We start from the raw sequence: 22,025 nt of genomic DNA, 5'->3' as shown, positions 1-22,025 counted from the left end.
ACCTCAGGAGGTTTTTTTCATGCAGCAGAACAATTCCAGGCTCCAACGCTCCGGTCGGCAGGATTCCGTCTGGCGCAGGCCTTGGCGCGTTGTCGACATTGTGGTGGCGTCCGTCCTTGCAGTGGCTGTGGGGGTCATCTTTTGGGCCTGGTCGCTGGCGTACAACGGGGTGGAGGTCGTGTTCCTTGCCTTTCCACCGTTAGGCGGTCTCTACACCGGCGGGTGGCTCATCGCAGGGGTCCTGGGTGCGCTGATCATCCGCAAACCCGGAGCTGCAATTTACTGTGAGGTCCTGGCCTCCGCGGTGTCCGGCGTGCTCGGAACACAGTTTGGCCTCTCGGTGCTGCTGTCCGGATTCATCCAGGGGGCGGGAGCGGAGCTGGTCTTCCTGGCCTTCCTGTATGCCCGGTACACCCTGCCCGTGGCGATGCTTGCCGGGTTGGTGTCCGGTGTGTTCCTGGGCGTCAGCGAGAACATTCTCTTCCGGCCGGAATGGGCCGCACAGTGGCAGGCGCTGTACACCCTGTTTGCCGCGGTGTCGGGTGCCGTCCTGGCCGGGTTGCTGTCCTGGCTGGCCGCACGTGCCCTGGCCCGGACCGGAGTTCTGGCGTCGTTCGCGTCGGGCCGGGCAGCAGATGCGCGCTCCTGACGGTTCCCCCGTGTCTTCCCCCGTGTCTTCCCCCGTGTCTTCCCCCGTGTCCGTACGGGCACGGGACTACTCCTGGCGGCACGCAGGACGCAGCACCCCCGCGGTCTCCGGCCTGACGCTGGACATCGAACCGGGGGAGAGGGTTCTGCTCCTGGGTGCCTCCGGCGCGGGGAAATCCACGCTGCTGCACGCCCTCGCCGGTGTTCTCGGCGAGGGTACCGGGCCGGACGCAGCAGGGGAGGAACACGGCAGCCTCACCCTGGACGGGATTGCTCCGCAGCTGGCCCGCGGCCGGGCCGGCCTTGTGCTTCAGGACCCGGACTCCCAGCTGGTGCTCTCCCGGGTGGGGGACGAGGTTGCCTTCGGCGCGGAGAACCTCCGCATACCCCCGCAGGAGATCTGGCAGCGGGTGCGCACCAGCCTGGACGACGTTGGCCTGCGGGTGCCGCTGCACCATTCCACGGCCGCACTGTCCGGCGGACAAAAGCAGCGCCTGGCGCTGGCCGGCGTTCTGGCCATGCAGCCGGGTCTGCTGCTCCTGGATGAACCCACGGCCAATCTCGACCCGGACGGTGTGGAAGAAGTCCGTGCCGCCGTCGAACGCGTGCTGGAGCGCACCGGGGCCACCTTGATTGTGGTGGAACACCGGGTGTCCGTCTGGGCGGACGTCGTGGACCGGGTGGTGGTTTTAGCGGCCGACGGCGGGATCCTTGCCGACGGTCCGCCGTCACAGGTTCTGTCGGCACCGGGCAACCGTGCCCGTCTCACCGCCGCCGGCGTCTGGCTGCCGGGGAACCGGCCTGCCGTCCCGGAACCGGCGGCACAGCATGCCGGTTCAGAGCTGCTGGTTGCCCGCGGCCTTGCCGCGGGGCGCGGGAAGCGGGCTCCGGCAATTGTCAGCAGCGTGGATCTGGCGCTGCGCGCCGGGACTTCGCTCGGCATCACCGGCCCCAACGGCGCCGGAAAAACGACGCTGGCCCTAACAATGGGGGGACTGCTGAAGCCTGTGGCCGGTACTCTGCGGGCCACAGCCGCGCTGGCCGGTTCCGCCGGCACCGACCCGGGCCGCTGGAAATCGACCGAGCTGGTAACCCGGATCGGCACTGTCTTCCAGGAGCCGGAGCACCAGTTCCTGACCGGCACCGTCCGCGGCGAACTGGCCTTCGGGCCAAGACGGGCGGGGCGGCTGACGGAGACCGAGATTGCCTCCCTGGTGGACAGGCTGGCGGAGCGGCTGCGGCTCACCGCTCTGCTGGACGCCAATCCGTTCACCCTGTCGGGCGGCGAAAAGCGCCGGCTCTCCGTGGCCACCATGATCGCCACGGAACCGGACATCCTGCTGCTGGACGAACCCACCTTCGGGCAGGACGCCAACACCTGGGCGGAGCTGGTGACCCTGCTCCGCACCTTGCTGGCCGAGGGCCGCTCCGTGGTGTCGGTCACCCATGACGCCGAGTTCCTGGCGGCGCTGGGCGGAAACGTCCTGCACGTGGAGGACGGCACTGCCACGGTGCGCACGACGGCGCAGAAGGCGGCGCTGAAAATGGCGGGAAAGGAAGCGGCGCGGAAGTGAGCACTGCGGAACTGGACATTGATCTGCGCAATCCGACCCGGCGTCCGTCCGGAACCCTGCTGGAGCGGGCCAATCCGCTGTCCAAACTTGCTGCAGCCGTGGCAGTGACACTTGCCGTGCTGATCAGCGTGGACTGGATCAGCTCCAGCATCGTCCTTGCCGGGGAACTTCTTTTGCTGCCGCTGCTGCGGACCCGGCCGCTGACCCTGCTTCGACGGATCTGGCCCCTGATCGTCGCCGCGCTGGTGGGCGCGTGGGGCACCGCGCTGCTGGCGGAAAAGACCGGCACCGTCCTGCTGGACGCCGGCCCGGTCCTGTTTACGTCGGATTCAGTGGCTGCCGGAATCGCCATCGGGCTGCGGGGCCTGGCGATCGCCCTGCCCGGAATCCTCCTGCTGGCCTCAACGGATCCCACGGATCTGGCGGACGCGCTGGCACAGAAACTGAGGCTCCCGCACCGTTTTGTGCTCGGGGCACTGGCCGCCATGCGCCTCGTGGGGCTGCTGGTTTCCGAATGGCAGAGCCTGGGGATGGCCCGGCACGCGCGGGGAGTCGGCGCGGATTCGGGGCTGCTGACCCGGGTCCGCTCCTTCCTGGGCCAGGCCGTCGCCCTGCTGGTGCAGGCCGTACGGCGTGCCACCCGCCTGGCCGCAGCCATGGAAGCCCGCGGTTTCGGCAACGGCGGCCGGACCTGGGCCCGCACCTCCGTGTTCACCGGCCTGGACGCGTGGGTTGCCCTCTACGGGGTGGTGCTGGCCGGAGGTGCACTGGCCGCCGCCGTGGGCGCAGGAACGTTTAATTTCATCCTGAGCTGAGCTTCATCCCGAGTTGAGCCGGCCCGGTTACAACGCCCCGCGCAGCAGTGCGGTCAGTTCCTCCGTCAGCGCGGGAGACGAAGGAATCGGGGTGCCGTCAATGGAAGTCACCGGAGCCAGGAGCCGGATGCTGGACACCAGCCACACGGCGTCGGCCTCCATCAGGTGCGCCGGCTCCAGGGGGCCGTAACCCCGGGCCCAGCCTGCCGCTTCGGCTGCGTCGAACAGTGCGCGCTGGGTGGTGCCGGGAAGGATGCCGCTCTCGAGTTCGGGCGTCAGCAGCGTCTTGACGCCGTCTTCCTCCACCGCCAGGATGACGCTCGACGTCGGACCCTCCAGGACCTTTCCGTCGGAGGACGTGAAGATGACGTCGTCGGCGCCCTGAGCCTTGGCGTAGCGCAGCGCCGCCATGTTGACGGCGTAGGACAGGGTCTTGGCGCCGAGCAGCAGCCATGGTGCGCGGTCGGCCACGGTGCTGTCATAGCCGCGGTCCAGCAGCAGGACGTCCAGGCCCTGGGCGCTGCGCTCCCGGACAGCGGCGGGTACGGGGGAGGCCGCGACCCACGCGCTGGGGGAGTCGGTTCCCTCGACGCCGCGGGTCAGCAGCAGCTTCACCACTGCCTCGCCGGACCCCACCTGGCCGGACCCCGCCTGGACGGGCAGCTCTGAAAGAGCCGTGGAAACCGCACGTTCCCAGCTCTCCCTCGCCGGAAAGACAAGGTCAAGGGCGAGCGCCGAGGACGCCATCCGGTCCAGATGGGCGTCCATTTTGCGGGGGACGCCGTCAATGGCCAGCATCGATTCGAAAACGCCGTCGCCTCGGGTAGCCCCAAGATCAGCGGCCATCAGCTGCGGAACGGCGGCATCCGCGAGGCGGCCTTCGGGGAACTTCGGATCCAGGAACACCAGAACAGTCATGCACCCAGCCTAGTTTGCCCATCCGGCAGACTAGGCTATTGAGGAACAGCAGCTGATAGGAGCGTCGTGTGTGGGTGGCATTAACGGGAACAGCGCTCCCCGTCTGGATCGCCACGGCGCTGACCGTGCTGGATTACGCGATCCGCATCATCGCCCTCGGGGTGGTGCCGGGGAACCGGCGCCCCACCACCGCCATGGCCTGGCTGCTGTGCATCTTCTTCCTCCCGGTGCCGGGAATCATCCTGTTCCTGCTCTTCGGCAATTTCCGGCTCTCCGAACACCGGGTCAAGCGCCAAGCTGAGGTCAACCGGGCGGTCCGTGAGAACACCCGCGAGCTGGAGGCCGAAGGCAGCCGGTATTCCGGGCCGGAATGGGTGGTCTCGGCCACCGAGCTGAACCGCCGGCTCGGGTCCTTCCCGAGCTTGGACGGCAACAAAGTGGAGCTGCAGCGGGACTACAGCGAGTCCATCCGCGAAATGACCGAAGTGGTCCGCGCCGCCCAAAAATACGTGCACGTCGAGTTCTACATCATGAGTTACGACAGCGTCACCCGGGAATTCTTCGCCGCGTTGAAGGACGCCGCCGCGCGCGGAGTCCGGGTGCGCCTGCTGTTTGACCACATCGGCACACTGCGGGTGAAGGGCTATCGGAAACTGCTGAAGGAACTTCGCAGCACTGACATTCAGTGGCGGCGGATGCTGCCCCTGCTCCCGGCCCGCGGTTTGTGGCGGCGGCCGGACCTGCGCAATCATCGCAAAATCCTGGTGGTTGACGGCAAGGTGGCCTACACCGGGTCCCAGAACCTGGTGGAGCCTTCCTACAGGAAGCCCCACAACCGGAAGATCGGCCGGAAATGGGTGGAGCTGATGGCGCGGCTGGAAGGTCCGGTGGTGGATGAAATCAACGTGGTTTTTGCCACGGACTGGAACGCGGAAACGGATGAGAACCTTGAACGGGAGCTGAGCCTCTATGAATGGAGCAGTCATCCCGGCGACGTAACCTGCCAGGTGGTGCCCAGCGGCCCGGGGTTCACCACGGAGAACAACCTGCGCCTGTTCACCTCGCTGATTTATTCCGCGTCGGACCGCATTTCCATCACCAGCCCCTACTTCGTGCCCGATGATTCCCTGCTGTACGCCATCACCACCGCTGCCCAGCGCGGCGTTCAGGTGGAGCTGTTCGTTTCCGAGCGGGGCGACCAGTTCCTCGTCGACCATGCCCAGCGTTCCTACTATGAAGCGCTGCTGCGGGCAGGCATCCGGATCTACCTGTATCCCAAGCCGCTGGTGCTGCACGCAAAGCACTTCACCATCGACAACGAGGTGGCCGTCCTGGGGTCCTCGAACATGGACATGCGGTCCTTTTCCCTGAATCTGGAAGTGTCGGTCATGATGTTCGACGGGAACATCGTGACCGACATGCGCCGGATTGAAGACACCTACCGGTCCATGTCCCGGGAGCTGCTGCTCTCCGAATGGGTGGGGCGCCCCGTCTGGCAGCGTTACATTGACAACGTGTGCCGGCTGACTGCCACCCTGCAGTAGTTACTCCGGGAACTTGGCGCCCAGCGCGCTGAGCACGCCGAAGGCCTTGGCCCGGACTTCCTCCCACTCCGCCTGCGGATCCGAATCAGCAGTAACCGCCCCGCCCACGCCCAGGGACAGGGAACCGTTCCGGATCTCCAGGGTCCGGATCACCACGGACAGATCTGCCGCACCGGTCAGGGAAAACCAGCCGACGACGCCGGAATAGGCTCCCCGCGGCGCGCCCTCCAGCCGGTCGAGGATGGCCATGGTGCTGATTTTCGGAGCTCCGGTCATTGACCCGGGCGGAAAGGCGGCCGCGACGGCTTCGGCACGGGACGCGCCCGGCAGCAGCCGGGAATCCACCGTGCTGACCAGCTGGTGAACCGTGGCGTAGCTTTCCACCGCGCACAACCGTGGCACGGTGACCGAGCCGGGAACGGCAAAATGGGACAGGTCGTTGCGCAGCAGGTCCACGATCATGATGTTTTCCGCGCGGTCCTTCAGCGAGGAGACCAAATCCGCTTCCAGCTCCCGGTCTTCCGCCGGCGTGGAGCCGCGCGGGCGGGTGCCCTTGATCGGCTCGGCCCGCATGTGTCCGGCGGCGTCGAAGGACAGGAAGCGTTCCGGAGAGGTTCCAGCCAGGCTGTATCCCTCAAAGCGCAGCAGGGAGGCGAACGGAGCCGGGCTGCGCCGCCGAAGCCGGCGGTACAGGGCCAGGATGTCCGCCCCGGCCAGGGGCTCGTCCAGCTGTGCGGTGAGAGAGGTGGTCAGACACACCTCGTAGGAATTGCCGTCGCTGATCTCCGCCTGCGCGGAACGGACGTTGGCGAGGTAGGAGTCCCTGCTGTCCCGCACGGTGAACTCCGGAGCAGGAAAGGGAGGTTCTTCGCTCGAAGGGTCCGGCGGCGAAGCGGCTGCAGCCTCGACTGACCGCCGCACCGCCGCGACCCAGTGACGGTCGCCGCCGTCATCGTCATCGTCGCCGTCGTCACCGCCGTCACCGCCGTCACCGCCGTCACCGATGTCCGTCGCACCGTTGGCACTGTCGGCGAGTGTCAGTACATAGACGCACCGCTCGTCATGGTCCAGAACCACGGCCCGGCCGGCGAATATCAGGGCGGCGTCCGGAGCGGCATCCGCCGGGGAGCCGGGAGCCGCGGGCGTGTCAGCTCCGCCGGTTTCCCGCTTGAGGCCGTAGCCGAGGAACCCCAGCCAGCCGAGGGCAAAGCCGCAGGGATAGTCCGCCGGAACGTCCGCCCGCGGCTGCCCCCAGACAGTATCCAGCCACGGGAAGAAGGACCCCGGCCGGGAGACACTCACCGGTCCGGCCACGAGGGTGGTTACCCCGGTTGTTTCGCGGCCCGTCCCGCGCCGGTGCTCCGCGTACCGCCCCCGCGGGCCGCCGTCGTCGGCCATGATGCTGAAGCGGCTGCGGGCTGCAACGTGCCCGGCCCCCGATGTCCCGGCAGGCGCCGCGGAGGCACTGGAGCTGTCCAGCCATACCGCCCGGGCCGAACCGCCAAACAGGGCGGCGTAGAGCTGTTCGGGGTTCGCCCAGGTGTCCAGCCGCTCCACTCGGACGGCTTCGGCGGGCGCACCGGCTCCCGGCCAGGTCGCGGCAAGCGGAAGGGCGAGTTGCCCGAGGGCGCGCAGCACATAACCGGCGGCGGTTGCCGGAGCCCCCGAGGCATGCTCCCGGTCCACCCGTATGTCAGCGCGGGAAGCCGCCGGATCCTCCGCCGCCCACGCCTGTTCCTGATCGGCCCACCGTTCCCAATGCGGGGCGTAGGTGTCGCCGTCGCGGGCCAGCGCCTGTTCCCGCCGCAGATCTGCCGGTGCGCTGACCCACACTGCTGCGTGAAGCAGCGGGCTCACTGCGGCGCTGGAGGAACCCACGCCCTCGAAGATGATGATGTCGGCCGGTTCGGTGCGGCGCGTGTCGGTGTATTGGTTTGTGGTCCAGTCCCAGGCCTGCCAGTGGGCGGTACGGCCGGCGGAGAGGGGCTGGGCAATGCGGTGGCGGAAGTATTCGATGCCTTCCGCCAGCCCGTCCCAGCCGGGATAAATGTCTTCCAGATGGAACAGGGACACGGTGTGGTGCGCGCGCAGCGCCGCAGCCAGTTCCGTCGCAAGGGTGGTTTTGCCGGCACCGGAGAACCCGTCGACGGCGATGAGTACGGGCAGCGGGCCTGTAAGCAGGGGGGCCGTGCGCGGTTTCAGCGTGATCCGCCGGCGGCCAGGGCGTCCCGGACATATTCCACCACGCCCGGCACCGAGGCCCGGATCATGGCGTAGGAGGAGTCGAAGTCGCTCATGGTGCCGTACCAGGGGTCTTCAATGCCCTGTTCTTCGGGCGGAAGGGCGGCAGAGGCAGGATCAAAGCTGCGGATCAGGCGGACCTTGTCCTGGTCCTGCCCGCGTGCTGCCATGTCCCGGAGTTCGACGTAATGCCCGTAATCCATAGCCAGCACCAAGTCGCGGTCGGCAAACCAATCCACCTTGAACTCCTGTGCCCGAAAAGTTTCGGTTTCGCGGGCGTCAAAGCCGTGGCGTGTAAGTTCATCCACGGCGCGGGGGTCCATCGGGCGTCCGGCCTCCCATGCTGTCACTCCGGCGGAGTCGACCCGGACCTCGTCTCCCAGTCCAGCCTCGTTGAAGGCGCGGGTCAGGCAGAACTGGGCCATGGGGGAGCGGCAGATGTTGCCGGTGCAGACCGTGATGATTCTGTACATTCCTCCAGCGTACCCACTGCCGGCGAGGCGGCACCGGCTTCAGGCCCAGGCGATGACCTCGCCGGACGGAAGCAGGAACCATCCGTCCGCGGTTTGTGACCAGCGCCGCCAACCCTCAGCCATCCGCGCCAGCCCGGCCTCGTCGGCCAATTCGCGATCCAGTGCCTGCGCGGCAAACGCGGAGTGCAGCACCCGGTCCGCCCATCCTTCGCCGAACGAGCTGCGGCGTTCGGGGGTGGCGTAGAGCCAGTTGGAAGCTGACGGTTCGAACTCGGTAAAGCCGGCTTCAAGGATCCACGCAACCAGGCGCCGTCCGGCGTCCGGCTCTGCCGCGTTGCCGCGGGCAATCTGCTGGTAGGTGTCCATCCATGCGGTGAGTTCGGGTAACTCCGGGTACCAGCTCATGCCGTGGAAATCCGCGTCCCGGACCGCCACTATTCCTCCGGGCCGGGTCACCCGCCGCATTTCCCGCAGGGCTGCCACCGGATCCGCGAGGTGCTGGAGCACCTGGTGGGCGTGGACAACGTCAAACGTTGCGTCCGGAAAGTCCAGGTCATATACGTTTCCCGCGAGGAACTCCGTGTTGACCAGTCCCCGTGCGGCGGCGAGCTTCCGTGCCAGAGCCACCACGTCTTCGGACTGGTCCAGCCCGGTGACGGGTCCGGGGTCCACGAGGTTGGCAAGATCAGCGGTGATGCTGCCCGGGCCGCAGCCCACATCCAGCAGGGTCATTCCGGACTCCAGATAGGGGAGCAGATAAGCCGCCGAGTCGGCAGCCGTGCGCTGGGCGTGGGCGCCAACCACGCTGGAGTGGTGGCCGTGCGAATACTGTTCGGGAGCCATAGGAGGAGGATACGCGGGCACCGGCGCGGATTGTCCGGAGGTGCGCCTCGTGTCGGGGAGCGGGAGCGGCAAGGCCTGGCCCCCAATTTCAAGGACTTGAGTCGAGAAGGCTCAACTTTGTTGACAAAGGTCGGAGCGTGAGTAAAGTTGAGTCCAGAACGCTCAAGACGCGCTGCGGAAGGCTTTGCCCCCGCAACGGCGTCGTTTTCCACGGAAAGAGGAAGCAAATGTCACGTGCAGTAGGTATTGACCTTGGAACCACCAACTCGGTTGTCTCCGTCCTTGAAGGCGGCGAGCCCACCGTTATTGCCAATGCAGAGGGTGGCCGCACCACGCCGTCCGTTGTTGCTTTCGCCAAGTCCGGCGAGGTTCTCGTAGGCGAGATCGCCAAGCGCCAGGCTGTCAACAACATTGACCGCACCATCTCCTCCGTCAAGCGCCACATGGGCACCGACTGGAGCGTGGACGTTGACGGCAAGAAGTACACCGCTCAGGAAATCTCAGCCCGCATCCTGCAGAAGCTGAAGTCCGACGCCGAGTCGTACCTGGGCGAGAAGGTCACCGACGCCGTGATCACCGTTCCCGCTTACTTCAACGACGCCGAGCGCCAGGCCACCAAGGAAGCCGGCGAAATTGCCGGCCTGAACGTGCTGCGCATCGTCAACGAGCCCACCGCAGCCGCACTGGCCTACGGCCTGGACAAGGGCAAGGAAGATGAACTCATCCTGGTCTTCGACCTCGGCGGCGGAACGTTCGACGTTTCCCTGCTGGAAGTCGGCAAGGATGAAGATGACTTCTCCACCATCCAGGTGCGCGCCACCGCCGGTGACAACCGCCTCGGCGGCGATGACTGGGACCAGCGCATCGTTGACTACCTGCTGAGCCAGGCCAAGGCCAAGGGTGCCGACCTGTCCAAGGACAAGATTGCCCTGCAGCGTCTGAAGGAAGCAGCGGAGCAGGCCAAGAAGGAACTCTCCTCGGCCACCTCCACCAACATCTCCCTGCAGTACCTCTCGGTTACCCCCGAGGGCCCGGTCCACCTGGACGAGCACCTCTCCCGTGCCAAATTCCAGGACCTGACCAAGGACCTGCTGGACCGCACCAAGAAGCCGTTCAAGGACGTCATCTCCGAAGCCGGCATCAAGGTTTCCGACATTGACCACATCATCCTCGTCGGCGGTTCCACCCGTATGCCGGCCGTCACCGAACTGGTGAAGGAACTGGCAGGCGGCCAGGAGCCGAACAAGGGCGTGAACCCGGATGAGGTTGTGGCCGTTGGTGCCGCACTGCAGGCCGGTGTCCTGAAGGGCGAGCGCAAGGACGTCCTGCTGATCGACGTCACCCCGCTGTCCCTGGGCATTGAGACCAAGGGCGGTGTGATGACCAAGCTGATCGAGCGCAACACGGCCATCCCCACCAAGCGCAGCGAAACCTTCACCACGGCCGATGACAACCAGCCGTCAGTGGCCATCCAGGTCTTCCAGGGTGAGCGCGAGTTCACCCGCGACAACAAGCCGCTGGGCACGTTCGAGCTGACCGGTATTGCTCCGGCTCCGCGCGGCGTCCCGCAGGTTGAGGTCACCTTCGACATCGACGCCAACGGCATTGTGCACGTGTCCGCCAAGGACAAGGGCACCGGCGCCGAGCAGTCCATGACCATCACGGGCGGTTCTTCCCTCTCCAAGGAAGACATCGACCGCATGGTCCGCGAAGCCGAAGAGCACGCAGCGGAGGACAAGAAGCGCCGCGAGGCAGCCGACGTCCGCAACTCCGCCGAGCAGCTGGCCTACTCCGTGGACAAGCTCATCACGGACAACGAGGACAAGCTGCCCGAAGACGTCAAGACCGAGGTCAAGGGCGATGTCGACGCGCTGAAGAAGGCGCTGGAAGGCACCGAGAACGACGACGAGGTGAAGTCCGCGTTCGAGAAGCTGCAGACGTCGCAGACCAAGCTGGGCGAGGCCATCTACGCCTCCGCTCAGTCTGAAGGCGCTGCAGGTGCCGGTGCAGCCGGTGGCGCAGGCGCCTCCGATGCTTCCTCCGCAGGCGACGAAGACATCGTTGATGCAGAGGTTGTCGACGACGAAGACAAGAAGTAATCATGGCTGAAGGCAACGGAAACAACGAGAAGCCCAACGGCGACGAGCAGGATCCCGCCGGCCAGGTGCCGGCGGACTCCGAAACGGCAGCCCCCGGTGAAACGTCCGCCGCGGACAGCGGTGCCGAAGGCGATGCTCTGGCCCAGGCCGAGCAGATCCTCAACAGCGCCGATGTTCCCCCGCAGCCCTCTGCCGCGGGATCACCGGAAGCTGCGGAGCTGCGCAACGACCTGCTGCGGTTGCAGGCGGAATACGTCAACTACCGCAAGCGGGTGGAGCGGGACCGCGACGTCGCCCGGGAAATGGCCGTCATTGGAGTGCTGAACTCCCTGATGCCCGTCCTGGATGACATCGACGCCGCACGCCAGCACGGCGACTTGGCGGAGGGGCCCTTTGCCTCCATCGCCAACAAGCTGGAAAATTCGCTGAAGACGTACGGCTTGGGACGGATTGACGAGGTGGGGGTTGAATTTGACCCCAACATCCATGAAGCCCTGATCCAGCAGCAAAGCCCGGACGTCCAGTTGGATACAGTGACGCAGATTCTGCGGGCCGGTTACAAGTCCAATGACCGGGTCCTGCGGGCGGCACAGGTTATCGTCTCCGTTCCGGAGCAGTAGGCAGGGGTGCCCGGGGCCGTCTCACGGCGGCCCCGGGCACCTTTTTTCCAGCAGTGCACGTCCGGTCCGCAACCTGCGGGGTGTGGGCAGGAGCAGTAAATTGAGGAAGGGGACGCCAATTGGCTAGTCAGGATTGGGTCGATAAGGATTTTTATAAGATTCTGGGTGTCCCCAAGGACGCGTCGGAAGCCGATATCAAGAAGGCCTATCGGAAGCTGGCGCGCAAGTACCATCCGGACCAGAACCAGGATGATCCCTCGGCCGAGCGGATGTTCAAGGATCTCTCCGAAGCGTATTCAGTGCTGTCGGACGCCGACGAGCGCCAGCAGTACGACGCGATCCGCGCCATGGGCAGCGGTGCGCGTTTCTCCGCCGGCGGTCCCGGCGGGGCGGGCCCCGCAGGCGGCGCCGGCTTCGAGGATCTCTTTGGCGGACTTTTTGGCCAGGGGGCGCGTCCCGGCGGCAGCCGCCGCACCAGCTACAGCACCGGCGGCAGCAACATTCCGCCGGAATTCGCCGATCTGTTCGGCGGCGGAGGCTTTGGCGGCGGTTTCGGTTCAACACCGCCGCAAAAGGGTGCCGACCGCACAGCCAGCACCACCATCTCCTTCGCCGGGTCCATTAACGGCACCGTCATCGGGCTCCGCGAGCCCAGCGGTGAAGTGGTGGAGGTCCGGGTCCCCGCAGGGGTCAAGGACGGCCAAAAGATTCGGGTTAGAGGCAAGGGCCAGCCCGGAGCGGCAGGCAACGGCGACCTGATGGTCACCGTGAACGTCACCCCGCACGATTTCTTTGTCCGGGACGGCAACAATATCCGCATCCACGTACCGGTGAGCTTCCCCGAAGCCGCACTGGGCGCCACGATCGAGGTGCCGACGCTGACCTCGGACAAGGTAAAACTCAAGGTGCCCGCCGGAACCCCGTCCGGGCGCACACTGCGGGTCAAGGGCCGGGGCGTGCAGACGTCCAAGGGCAACGGTGACCTGCTGGTGACCATCGACGTCGCCGTTCCCTCACATTTGAACAAGGAAGCGAAAGCCGCTGTTGAGGCCTTCGCCGACGCCACCAAGGGTGAGGACCCGCGCGCAGGGCTGGCTGCCAGGGCCCGGCTGTAACTGACGGAACACGGTTTCGGTTCCCGTGCTCCGGGAACCGAAACCGGGCTATGGTTACTACTACTTCAACAGCTGTCAAGGAGGAACAATGGGCATAGACGTCAACGCGCCTATCTTTGTGATCTCCGTTGCCGCTGAGTTGGCGGATATGCATCCGCAAACTCTGAGGCAGTATGACCGGCTGGGCATCGTCTGCCCGAGCCGCGCTCCCGGAAGGTCCCGGCGCTACTCGCAGCACGACATCGACATGCTTCGCGAGGTCCAGCGGCTCTCCCAGGAGGGCGTGTCGCTGGAAGGCATCAAGCGCATCATGCAACTGGAAAACCAGGTTTCGGGGCTCCGGGCACGGGTGGATCAACTCTCCGCGGAGCTGGACTCGCTGCAGCAGCGCACTCCGGACCGAAGCCGGGTGTTCGCCGCCGGGCTGGCCGGCGACGTGGTGACGCTGACCCGCGGACAGCGCCCGCCGGCGTCGCGGTCATTCGCCACCCAGCTCAGCCTGGCGTCCCTGGTGCAGCGCCGCAGCAAGCTGCGCGCCCTGCCCGCCGGCAAGCAGGACGCCATGGACTACGCCGACGACGGTTACGTCCAGTCGCTCTGATTTCACCCTGACGGCCTAGCGGAACCGGCGTCCCTGGTCCCGGCGGTTGGCCCACACGGCCAGTGCGCCAAGCGCCAGCGTCCAAGCCAGCAGGCAGGGGAGCGAGGACGCGCCGATCGGCTGGCCGGAGAAAACCGCCGCTGAATCTGCGGCAAGGGGTTCGCGAAAAGAAGTTGACCTGGAAGATCCGGGAAAGGTCAGCGAAGGCGCCGCGCCCGCAGGACGACATCCTCCGTGTGGTGTGCACCAGCTCCGGCGCTGACGTGCCGGGGACGGACCTCGTGCACCTCGATGCGCCAGTTTTCATCCAGCAGGGCGGCCACGTCGGCCAGTCCCACATAGTCCCGCAGAGCCGCGCTGTGTGCCCCGGTGTCTCCGTCGGCGGGCAGCTGATGGTGCACCAGAAGGAGGACGCCGCCGGGTGCCACGGCACGAAGCAGGGCCAGCTCGGCCGCGTTCGAGTCGGTGCGGAGCAGGGCCGGATACTGAGCCGACACCAGATCAAAGGACGCCGGCTGAAGGGTGGCCTCCACCAGTCCGGAGTGCAGCCAGTTCACGGTCACGCCCCGCTGCTCGGCTTGCCGGGCAGCCCGGTCCAGCGCCACCTGAGAGACCTCCAGTGCCGTGACGTCCCAGCCCTGCTCCGCCAGCCAGACGGCGTCGGCGCCCTCGCCGCAACCGACATCCAGAACCCTTCCGGGCTGCAGTCCGCGGACCTCGCTCACCAGGGCTGCATTGGGCTGACCGCTCCACAGAGCGGACTTTTCGGCGTAGCGCTGGTCCCAGAAGGCTCCGACTGCAGCAGGTTCCCGCGGGGATGGGAGGGCGTCCCCGGCGGATTCATTGGACTCGGCGGGTTCGGGTGCGGAGCTGTGATTCGTCTGTTCCATGTCAGAAGTATGCACCGGTGCTGCGGTTCTCAGCGCCGCTTGTCAGCGTCGGGACGCAGGCGGATGAGGCGCTGCGGGCCGCTTTCCTCCAGCTCCACCAGATCGCTGTGCGAGGAGAGGAAGTCGGTGAAGGACCGGTAGCCGAGGGGCTTTTCGTTAAAGGAGGGGTCCATCCGGCGCATCTGGTTTTTGATGGTGCCGGTGTTGAGCCACTCGTCGGCGTCGCCCTTCGCATGGCCGATCTGCAGGGCGCGCAGGAGCAGTTCCGTGGCGATGGTCTGCGGATCGATGTCCTCGGGTGCCTCCGGCTCGTCGTTCAGCTGTGTGTCGCCGGTGTCCGAGAACATGGGGATGGTGGTGAGCGGGCGGACCTTGCCGGGGACAGGATCGGCCTGGACTGCCTCCGGTTCGGGCTTCCGGCCCGGGCTGGTGCGCTCCGGGGCTGCGGCCTTCTCGATGCCGGGCAGCGAATCGTAGTCCTCGAATTCATCGCACGCGGCAGCCAGGGAGGTGCTGGTGGATCCGGCGACGCCGATGCCCACGACAAACCGGCCGAGCCGCTTCGACTTCTGCGCCAGCGCAATATAGTCGGAATCTCCGGCCACGATAATAACGTGGGTGAGGTCCGGCAGCCGGAAGAGGTCCTCCACCACGTCGACGGCGAGACGGATGTCCGCACCGTTCTTGGTGCCGCGGGTAGTGGTGGTGAACAGCTGGGTGAGGTCCACCGCCCGGGACATGAGCTGGCGCTGGTAGCTGGCGTTCACCGGCACCGACCAGTCGGCATACGCACGGTTGACCACCAGCGTGCCAAAGGACGCGGCGAAGTCGATGATCGCGCTGAAGTCGACCGTCGCGGCCGTCAGCTTCGCAGCGATCTCGGGGTCGGCGTCGCGGCTGGTCTTGTCGAAGTTGCGGATGCCGTCGCGCTGGAAGGCGTTGCGGCCGTGCAGCTGCTGGTAGCGCGAGATGACAATGTTGTCGAAGTCGATGTAGAGGCCCACACGGGCGTCATTGGGTTCAGTCATGGGATCAGGCCTTGCGGTAGGTCAGGTCGAAGATCAGGCGGCCCGCTTGGTGGGCCTTGTTCTCGAAGCTGGTCAGGATGCGTCCCTCAAAGCGGGGCGCCCACCCTCCCCGGGTGTCGACGTCGTTGACCGGCGCCTTCTTTTCCAAGCCCTCCCGGTTGACGCGGGTCAGCGGGCTGTCCTCGCCGGCGAGCTCACCGGTGTGCAGGTTCTCGAACCGTGCGGAAGCATCGAGGACTTCGCGCATCTGCACGGCGTAGTCGGACCAGTCGGTGGCCAGGCGCCAGATGCCGCCGGGCACCAGGACGCGGGCCACCAGTTCAGCGAACTCGTCCTTGACCATGCGCCGCTTGTGGTGGCGGGTCTTGTGCCAGGGATCAGGGAAGAAGACCCACACCTCGTCCACCGAACCGGCGGGAAGCATGGTGGTCAGGACCTCGGGGGCGTTCGCCTGGACCACGCGGACGTTGGTGAGCTCCTTCTGCCCGATGCGCTGCAGGGTCTGGGCCAGGCCGGGAAGGTAGACCTCTACGGCGAGGTAGTTCTTGTCGGGGTTCTGCTCCGCGGCGTGAGTGACGGCTTCACCCAGGCCGGAGCCGATCTCCACCACGAGGGGAGCGGTGCGCCCGAACTCCGCGGCGGCGTCGAACACGTAGTCCGGGTCCACGGAAGTGTCCGCTTCGGCGCGCGGCACGTCAATGACAAACCGGTCGGAAAGCTCGTCCCAGGCCTGCTGGCGGCGTCCTTGAAGGCGGGATCCGCGCCGCACGAAGGACACCGGGGAGCGGAAGTGCCGGGGGTCTCCGGTTTCATCCGGGACGATAGCCTCCGGGGCGGTTGCCCCCGGATCATCAGCATGCAGGGAGCCGGCGTCGGGCAGGGCTGGTTCAGTAGTCATTACCTTTAATGTTATCGGCTGTACAGCGGACCGTTTGCAGGCGGAACACGGGCCCGGAACACATCGGAACCGGCCGCCGCCGGGCCTGTCCGCGGCGTCCCGTGCGGGGCGCCGATTAGGAATCTGGGCACAAACCGGTAAACTGGACGAAGTTGTTGTGACTGCCGCGCCTAAAAGCCGCGTGTGTAAGCAGCGCAACCTGCGTCGATAGAACGCTTTCTTTTGTCCCGCCGGCCACTTGCGGCCGAGCCACTGGACACTGTCTGACTTTTCTTCGGCGAACCCCCGGCGCCATACGGCTTTGGGGCCACTTACCGAAAGTTGCTTGTCTTTTAATGACTACTTTTGCTGCCCTTGGTGTACCCAAGGCTCTGGTTTCCTCCCTCTCCGCTTCCGGAATTGACGAAGCATTCCCGATTCAGGTTGAAACCCTTCCCGACACCCTCAAGGGCCGCGACGTGCTCGGCCGTGGCCGCACAGGCTCCGGCAAGACCCTCGCTTTCTCTCTTCCCCTGGTTACCCGGCTGGCCGAGGCCGAAGCGGCTTACCGCCGCAAGCCCAACCGCCCGCTGGGCCTGGTCCTGGCACCCACCCGCGAACTGGCCACACAGATCAACAACGTGATTGAGCCGCTCGCCAAGGAGCTGGGCCTGACCACCACCGTTATTTACGGCGGTGTTTCCCAGCAGCGCCAGGAAAAAGCACTCAAGGCCGGCGTTGACATTGTCATTGCCTGCCCCGGCCGGCTTGAAGACCTCATGAAGCAGAAGGTCATCAGCCTGGAATCCATTGAAATCACTGTGCTCGATGAAGCCGACCACATGGCTGATCTTGGATTCCTGCCGGTTGTCCAGCGTCTGCTGGACCGCACCCCCGAAAAGGGACAGCGCATGCTGTTCTCGGCAACGCTGGACAACGGCGTGGACAAGCTCGTCCGCCGCTACCTGTCCAACCCGCTGACGCACTCGGTTGATGAGCCGCAGGCGGCGGTGTCCACCATGGACCACCACGTGCTGCTGGTCCAGGACCAGACGGCCAAGAAGCTGCTGGTCAAGGAACTGGCCTCCGGCCAGGGCCGGCGCATCATGTTCATGCGCACCAAGCACCATGCCCGGAAGATGGCCAAGTTCCTGACGGACAGCGGAATTCCCACCGTTGACCTGCACGGTAACCTGTCCCAGAACGCCCGCGACCGGAACCTGGCGGAATTCTCCACCGGTGACGTGCGTGTGCTCGTCGCCACTGACGTTGCAGCCCGCGGCGTCCACGTGGACGACGTCGAACTGGTGGTCCACATTGATCCCCCCACGGAGCACAAGGCTTACCTGCACCGTTCAGGCCGTACGGCACGCGCCGGTTCCAGCGGAACCGTTGTCACGCTGACGCTGCCGGAACAGAAGAGTGAAGTGTCCAAGCTGATGAAGGCTGCGGGCGTTGACGTCTCCATCGAAAAGGTTTCGCACAATTCCCCGTCCATCGCAAAGCTGATCGGTGATCGAGCCGCCGTTGTGGAGCCGCATGTGCGCGCCGCCCAACTGGCGTCGAAGTCACCGCAGCAGGGCGGCGGCCGGTCCACCGGCGCCAACGCCCAGCGCAAGCGCGCCGCCCGTTCCACCACCGCACCCCGTGCCGGCGGCCGGGGCGGATCCGGCGGACGCGGCCGTGTCTCGGCTGAGCGTACGGAGCGCAGCGAGCGTGACCGCAACGATTTCACGCCCGATGCTCCCCGCCAGCGGTCGCAGGACGGACGCCGCGGCGCAGCGGCTGCTTCCACGGCGCAGGGCCGCAACCGCCGTCCGGCCACGGGCCAGCGTGCCGGTGACGTGGCTCCCGCAGGTGCCGGCCGCTCAGCTGCCGGATCACGTGCGCAGGCACCCTCCGGTGCCGGCCGTCCCGCACGCGGTGCCGGCCCCCGCCGCGCCACCGCTCCGGCATCGAACGAGCGCCGCTCCCGCTAGGGTTCAGCGCTGAAGCGCGAAAAGGCGCCTGCTTCCCTTGGGGAGGCAGGCGCCTTTTTTGTTCGGTTTTACGGTCCGGATTCTTATCCGCGGGTCAGTCCAGGTCGTAGAAGGACACGACGGCGGCATATCCGCGTCCCAGCACTGCCGGACGTTCGTCAGCACCGACAACAGTGTCCAGCGGCTCGAGCGCCGTTGCGGAACCGCCTGCAGCGGTGGCCGTGGCACTGCCGTGCAGCAGCACCAGGAGCTGGCCGGGCCCGAGGGTTTGCGGGTTCTTCTTGGACAGTTCAACCACCATCACCGCGGCACCTGTGGTGTTCCGGTCCACGAATGTGTTGAGCACGGTCACCGGGCCGGTGGGCAGGGCGGCTTCGGCGGGAACATCCCCCGAATAACGGAAGGGCCGGAACTTCTCCATGCCGTGCTCGGCGCCGTCCACGGTGAGCACCAGCAGCTCACCCTCCACCGGCACGGTAATCCGGTCCATCCCCGGAAACGCGGTGAAGGCACCGGGCTTGTCGACGGAGGCAACACTTAGGCGCCATCCCGTTCCCGACGCGATGTCCTTGACCCGGCCATTGTTGTTCCCCCAGGGTGCGGAAGGAAGCTCCGGGAACCGGATAATCGGTGCGGCGGTGTTCGCTGTGCTGGTCACTGTGTCCTGACTCGATGAACTCGATGAACTGGATAAATGTTGTCTTACTCGACGGAAGCCTGCGGCTTGGTGCCGCGCAGGTAGTGCCTGCGTGCGGCCTTGTTGATTCGGAAACTGCGGCCGCTGGTCTCTGCCGGTTCAATCCGCATGAAGTGGTTCTTTTCCCCGCTCTGCCAAGGGAAGAGGGGAAGCTCCTCCGAGGCGAGCACCTCTTCGATGGACTCCAGCCGGACAGCTGAGCCCTTCAGGACAACGCTCCAGGCAAAGCCAAGGCGGTCATCGTAGCCGTCAACTTCGAAGGCCACCGTTCCGTTTTCGAGGGCCGCCCGAAGCTTGGTTCCTTCGGCGGTCCGGAAAACCACGGATCCGTGGTCCACTACAAAGTTGATCGGAAAAATTTCGGGGTGCGCATCGGCAATGACGGCCAGCCGGCCGATCTCCGCCTGGCGGATGTACTCCCAGCACTGGTTGGTGGACAGTTCCACGGGCTCGGCAGCGGGTGTTCCGGCATCATCGTTGATAGGCAGCATGCTCCCAGTCTAGTTGCAGAGAGGCGGACCACAACGAGCTGCCGTCCCGGACATGGTGCTGCGGGGCACGGTGCACCAGAATGAGACGATGAACCTCATCCTGAACCTCATCTGGCTCCTGTTCGGGGGCATCTGGCTGGCGCTGGGATATGTGCTGGCCGGCATTGTGTGCTGCCTGCTGATCGTGACCATTCCGTTCGGCATCGCGTCCTTCCGGATTGCGTCCTACGCTTTCTGGCCCTTTGGCCGTACCGTGGTGGACCGCGGCGGCGCCCCCGGCCTTTTCTCCACGGTCGGCAACGTCATCTGGCTGGTGGTGGCCGGTGTGTGGATCGCCGCCGGGCACATCCTGACTGCCATACCGATGTTTGTCAGCATCATCGGCATTCCGCTGGGAATCGCGAACCTGAAGATGGTGCCGATCTCGCTGATGCCGCTGGGGAAGGTCATTGTTCCGACCGGGCGTCCCGGCCTCATGCCGTATGGATCGCCCGCGCCTTACGGTGGCTACGGACCCGGTACCCAGGGACCGGGGTACGGCCCCGGCGGACAGTATGGACCTCCCCCCGGTTACGGGCAGTACCGCGGCTAGGGCTGGCCGGCCGCGCCGTCCAGGAAGGCCTTCATCAGCGGTCCGCCGGACGTTGAACCCAGTTCACCCTCGGCGACGAACACCGCGACGGCCAGGTCACCCTGCACCGCCACCACCCAGGCGTGGGTCCGCGGAGGGGTTTCGCTGCCGAATTCCGCCGTGCCGGTCTTGGCCAGCACCGGTTCTCCCGGAACGTCCAGCAGCATCTTGGCGCCCCCGTCGGTAACAACGCCGCGCATCATGTCCCGGAGCGAAGCGGACTCTGCGGCGGTGAATGATCCGGCGTCGGACGCGTCGGTGGGCGCCGCTGAAGCGGACGCTGATGACGATCCTGACTCCGTGCCTGTTTCTGCCGCAGTATTGGGGGTGACCAGCAGGGGAGTCACCCGTTCGCCCTTGCCCACGGATGCTGCGGCGACCGCCAGCGCCAGCGGAGAGACGAGGACTTCGCCCTGCCCGATCAGGGACGCGGCGTGGGCCGTGCCGTCCGCTTCCCCGGGGACGGAGCCGAAGAACGCGGGTACGCCCATGGACGCGGAAACTCCGATGCCCAGATCCGCCGCGGCGGATGCCAGTGCGTCCTGCTGCACGGTATCCCGGGTATTGATGAAGGCCGTGTTGCAGGACTGCGCGAATGCGTCCCTCAGGGCAATATCGCCGACAAACGCCGCCGGATAGCTGCTCGCGTTGTTGAACTTGCGGCCGTCGACGGTCAGCTCCGCCGGGCACGAGACCGTGCTGTCGGGAGTGACGCCCTGGCGAAGCAGAGCCAGCGAGGTGGCAATCTTGAAGGTGGAACCGGGCGGATACTGGCCCAGCAGTGCGGTCTGCTGGCCTTCGCTGCCCGGCCCGTTGGCCACCGTGAGGACGTCACCGGTTGACGGTTGAATGGCGACAATGGCCGATGCCGACGGCTCGTCTTCCAGGATGTCTTCAGCGAGGGTCTGCAGCCGGGGGTCCAAGGTGGTTTGCAGGGGGACGGCATCTGTTTTCGGCCTCAGCTCAAGGACCGGGGTTGTTGTGTCGGTGGGATGTTCGATGGTGACGGTCATGCCGGGAGTTCCCTGCAGTTGGTCTTCATACTGCTTCTGCAGCCCGGAGAGTCCGGTCAGGTCACCCGGGGAGAGCCGTCCGTCGGATTCCTCTATCAGTTCAGCAGTGGCCTCGCCCACGGTGCCGAGCAGGGCGCGGGCAAAGGTCCGGGTGGGAGCGAGGGTCCGCGTATCGGGAAAGGTCACGGCACCGTGAATGGCGGCCAGGGCTTCGGGAGTCGTTGGCCCCTCGGCGTCCTGGCGCTGCACGATGGCTTCGACGAAGGCATCGGGTCCGGCCGCTGCAACCTGGGCTGTGTACGCTGCCGGATCCAGGCCGACGAGTTCGGCCAGGGCGGCGGCAGCCGAGGCCTGCTGATCCTCCAGGAGGCCCGGCTTGTTGATGCCGATCCGCAGCACCGGCCGGGAACTCATCAGGGGGTCGCCGTTGCGGTCCAGGATGTCGGCGCGCATTCCGCGGAACGTGGTGCGGACCAGCCGGTCGCCATCGGCAAGGGAGTCAAAAAGTACCGACGGAGCCCACTGGACAAGCCAGGCATCGTCTTCTCCGCGCCGCAAATCCGCAGTGGTCTCGTATTGCCAGTCCGGCTCCGAGTCCATGTTCACGTCCCAGGCGTAGGCCAGGCGGGCGGTGGCGGCGTCGTCGTCCTCTGAGTCTTCTTCGATCCCGGCCACGGTGACGGCGGGACGGACCGTGCCCATGCCTGCCAGCAGCGACTCCAGCTCGGTGTTCACCTGCGCGGGGGTTCCCGAGGTAAAGGCGGTTGCCGAAACGTCCGCCTTGGCCAGGCCCTGAGCCAGGGCTGCCGCGGCGTTGTCGGGCGAAGGCTTTTGCTCCGAACAGGACATCAGCGTGAGCGCCAGGGCCGAGACTGCCAGAACAGATGTGAGCTTGTGGTTTATCCCCATCTGCTCAATGTACCCGGTG

The 22,025-nt window shown here is 66.3% G+C and carries 19 protein-coding genes and 1 pseudogene; 10 read left to right on the top strand and 10 right to left on the bottom strand.

From position 1 onward, the window contains the following. Positions 1–19: 19 nt before the first annotated feature. The 3 genes from MUG94_RS15250 to MUG94_RS15240 are packed head-to-tail and all read left to right on the top strand — an operon-like array spanning position 20 to position 3,037. Positions 20–649: an ECF transporter S component gene (locus tag MUG94_RS15250; protein WP_227907029.1), complete on the top strand. Its 630-nt coding sequence runs from the start codon at positions 20–22 to the stop codon at positions 647–649. Continuing rightward, complete coding sequence (locus tag MUG94_RS15245) at positions 636–2,222, top strand: ABC transporter ATP-binding protein (RefSeq protein ID WP_227907028.1); 1,587 nt, start codon at positions 636–638, stop codon at positions 2,220–2,222. Before MUG94_RS15250 ends, MUG94_RS15245 begins: the two co-directional genes overlap by 14 nt. After that, a complete protein-coding gene (locus tag MUG94_RS15240) occupies positions 2,219–3,037 on the top strand; it encodes an energy-coupling factor transporter transmembrane component T family protein (protein WP_227907027.1) in 819 nt (272 codons plus the stop codon). Before MUG94_RS15245 ends, MUG94_RS15240 begins: the two co-directional genes overlap by 4 nt. Positions 3,038–3,064: 27 nt before the next feature. Here the strand turns inward: MUG94_RS15240 and MUG94_RS15235 are convergent, their stop codons facing one another. Further along, on the bottom strand, positions 3,065–3,955 hold the full coding sequence (locus MUG94_RS15235; protein ID WP_227907026.1) for an aminodeoxychorismate lyase: 891 nt from the start codon (positions 3,953–3,955) through the stop codon (positions 3,065–3,067). Positions 3,956–4,023: 68 nt separating this feature from the next. Between MUG94_RS15235 and cls the strand changes: the two genes are divergently transcribed. Then, entirely contained in the window at positions 4,024–5,499 is a 1,476-nt protein-coding gene (cls, locus tag MUG94_RS15230) for a cardiolipin synthase (protein ID WP_227907025.1), read from the top strand. Here the strand turns inward: cls and MUG94_RS15225 are convergent, their stop codons facing one another. From MUG94_RS15225 to MUG94_RS15215, 3 genes are all read right to left on the bottom strand, one after another. Further along, entirely contained in the window at positions 5,500–7,572 is a 2,073-nt protein-coding gene (locus MUG94_RS15225; RefSeq protein WP_341482148.1) for a chorismate-binding protein, read from the bottom strand. It lies immediately after the preceding gene. Between the two features lie 125 nt (positions 7,573–7,697). Continuing rightward, positions 7,698–8,213, bottom strand: coding sequence for a low molecular weight protein-tyrosine-phosphatase (locus MUG94_RS15220; RefSeq protein WP_227890561.1), 516 nt, complete (start codon positions 8,211–8,213; stop codon positions 7,698–7,700). 39 nt (positions 8,214–8,252) lie between these two features. Further along, complete coding sequence (locus MUG94_RS15215; RefSeq protein WP_227907024.1) at positions 8,253–9,056, bottom strand: methyltransferase domain-containing protein; 804 nt, start codon at positions 9,054–9,056, stop codon at positions 8,253–8,255. Between the two features lie 227 nt (positions 9,057–9,283). Between MUG94_RS15215 and dnaK the strand changes: the two genes are divergently transcribed. From dnaK to MUG94_RS15195, 4 genes are all read left to right on the top strand, one after another. Next, positions 9,284–11,155, top strand: a complete 1,872-nt coding sequence (dnaK, locus tag MUG94_RS15210; RefSeq protein ID WP_227890559.1) for a molecular chaperone DnaK — start codon at positions 9,284–9,286, stop codon at positions 11,153–11,155. Between the two features lie 2 nt (positions 11,156–11,157). Further along, on the top strand, positions 11,158–11,775 hold the full coding sequence (locus MUG94_RS15205; protein WP_227907023.1) for a nucleotide exchange factor GrpE: 618 nt from the start codon (positions 11,158–11,160) through the stop codon (positions 11,773–11,775). Between the two features lie 119 nt (positions 11,776–11,894). Further along, positions 11,895–12,890 (top strand): DnaJ C-terminal domain-containing protein, encoded by a 996-nt coding sequence (locus tag MUG94_RS15200; RefSeq protein WP_227907022.1) that lies wholly within the window; start codon positions 11,895–11,897, stop codon positions 12,888–12,890. 88 nt (positions 12,891–12,978) lie between these two features. Beyond that, complete coding sequence (locus MUG94_RS15195) at positions 12,979–13,491, top strand: heat shock protein transcriptional repressor HspR (RefSeq protein ID WP_227890556.1); 513 nt, start codon at positions 12,979–12,981, stop codon at positions 13,489–13,491. Between the two features lie 197 nt (positions 13,492–13,688). On the opposite strand, the gene MUG94_RS15190 is transcribed toward MUG94_RS15195, so the two are convergent. Genes MUG94_RS15190 through trmB form a run of 3 tightly spaced genes read right to left on the bottom strand, consistent with a single transcriptional unit; the run spans position 13,689 to position 16,307 of the window. Then, positions 13,689–14,381: a class I SAM-dependent methyltransferase gene (locus MUG94_RS15190; protein WP_227890555.1), complete on the bottom strand. Its 693-nt coding sequence runs from the start codon at positions 14,379–14,381 to the stop codon at positions 13,689–13,691. A gap of 29 nt (positions 14,382–14,410) precedes the next feature. Further along, positions 14,411–15,409: an NYN domain-containing protein gene (locus MUG94_RS15185; RefSeq protein WP_227890554.1), complete on the bottom strand. Its 999-nt coding sequence runs from the start codon at positions 15,407–15,409 to the stop codon at positions 14,411–14,413. Positions 15,410–15,413: 4 nt separating this feature from the next. Further along, complete coding sequence (trmB, locus tag MUG94_RS15180; RefSeq protein ID WP_227890553.1) at positions 15,414–16,307, bottom strand: tRNA (guanosine(46)-N7)-methyltransferase TrmB; 894 nt, start codon at positions 16,305–16,307, stop codon at positions 15,414–15,416. A 335-nt stretch (positions 16,308–16,642) separates the two neighbouring features. Here trmB and MUG94_RS15175 point away from each other — a divergent pair, with 335 nt between their 5' ends. Continuing rightward, a complete protein-coding gene (locus tag MUG94_RS15175) occupies positions 16,643–18,265 on the top strand; it encodes a DEAD/DEAH box helicase (RefSeq protein ID WP_227890552.1) in 1,623 nt (540 codons plus the stop codon). A 94-nt stretch (positions 18,266–18,359) separates the two neighbouring features. Here MUG94_RS15175 and MUG94_RS15170 read toward each other — a convergent pair whose 3' ends face one another. Both MUG94_RS15170 and MUG94_RS15165 read right to left on the bottom strand, forming a co-directional pair. After that, on the bottom strand, positions 18,360–18,923 hold the full coding sequence (locus tag MUG94_RS15170) for a HutD/Ves family protein (RefSeq protein WP_227890551.1): 564 nt from the start codon (positions 18,921–18,923) through the stop codon (positions 18,360–18,362). A gap of 44 nt (positions 18,924–18,967) precedes the next feature. After that, positions 18,968–19,453: a pyridoxamine 5'-phosphate oxidase family protein gene (locus tag MUG94_RS15165; RefSeq protein ID WP_227907020.1), complete on the bottom strand. Its 486-nt coding sequence runs from the start codon at positions 19,451–19,453 to the stop codon at positions 18,968–18,970. 88 nt (positions 19,454–19,541) lie between these two features. Here MUG94_RS15165 and MUG94_RS15160 point away from each other — a divergent pair. Next, positions 19,542–19,922, top strand: a pseudogene (locus MUG94_RS15160) (YccF domain-containing protein); the annotation flags it as partial. Positions 19,923–20,041: 119 nt separating this feature from the next. On the opposite strand, the gene MUG94_RS15155 reads toward MUG94_RS15160, so the two are convergent. Beyond that, positions 20,042–22,006, bottom strand: coding sequence for a penicillin-binding transpeptidase domain-containing protein (locus MUG94_RS15155; protein WP_227907019.1), 1,965 nt, complete (start codon positions 22,004–22,006; stop codon positions 20,042–20,044). Between the last annotated feature and the right edge of the window lie 19 nt (positions 22,007–22,025).

The sequence above is a fragment of the Arthrobacter gengyunqii genome (assembly GCF_023022985.1).
Classification (GTDB): Bacteria; Actinomycetota; Actinomycetes; order Actinomycetales; family Micrococcaceae; genus Arthrobacter_B; species Arthrobacter_B gengyunqii.
Note: the sequence above shows the minus strand (reverse complement) of the source record. Positions and strands in the feature narration are given on the sequence as shown.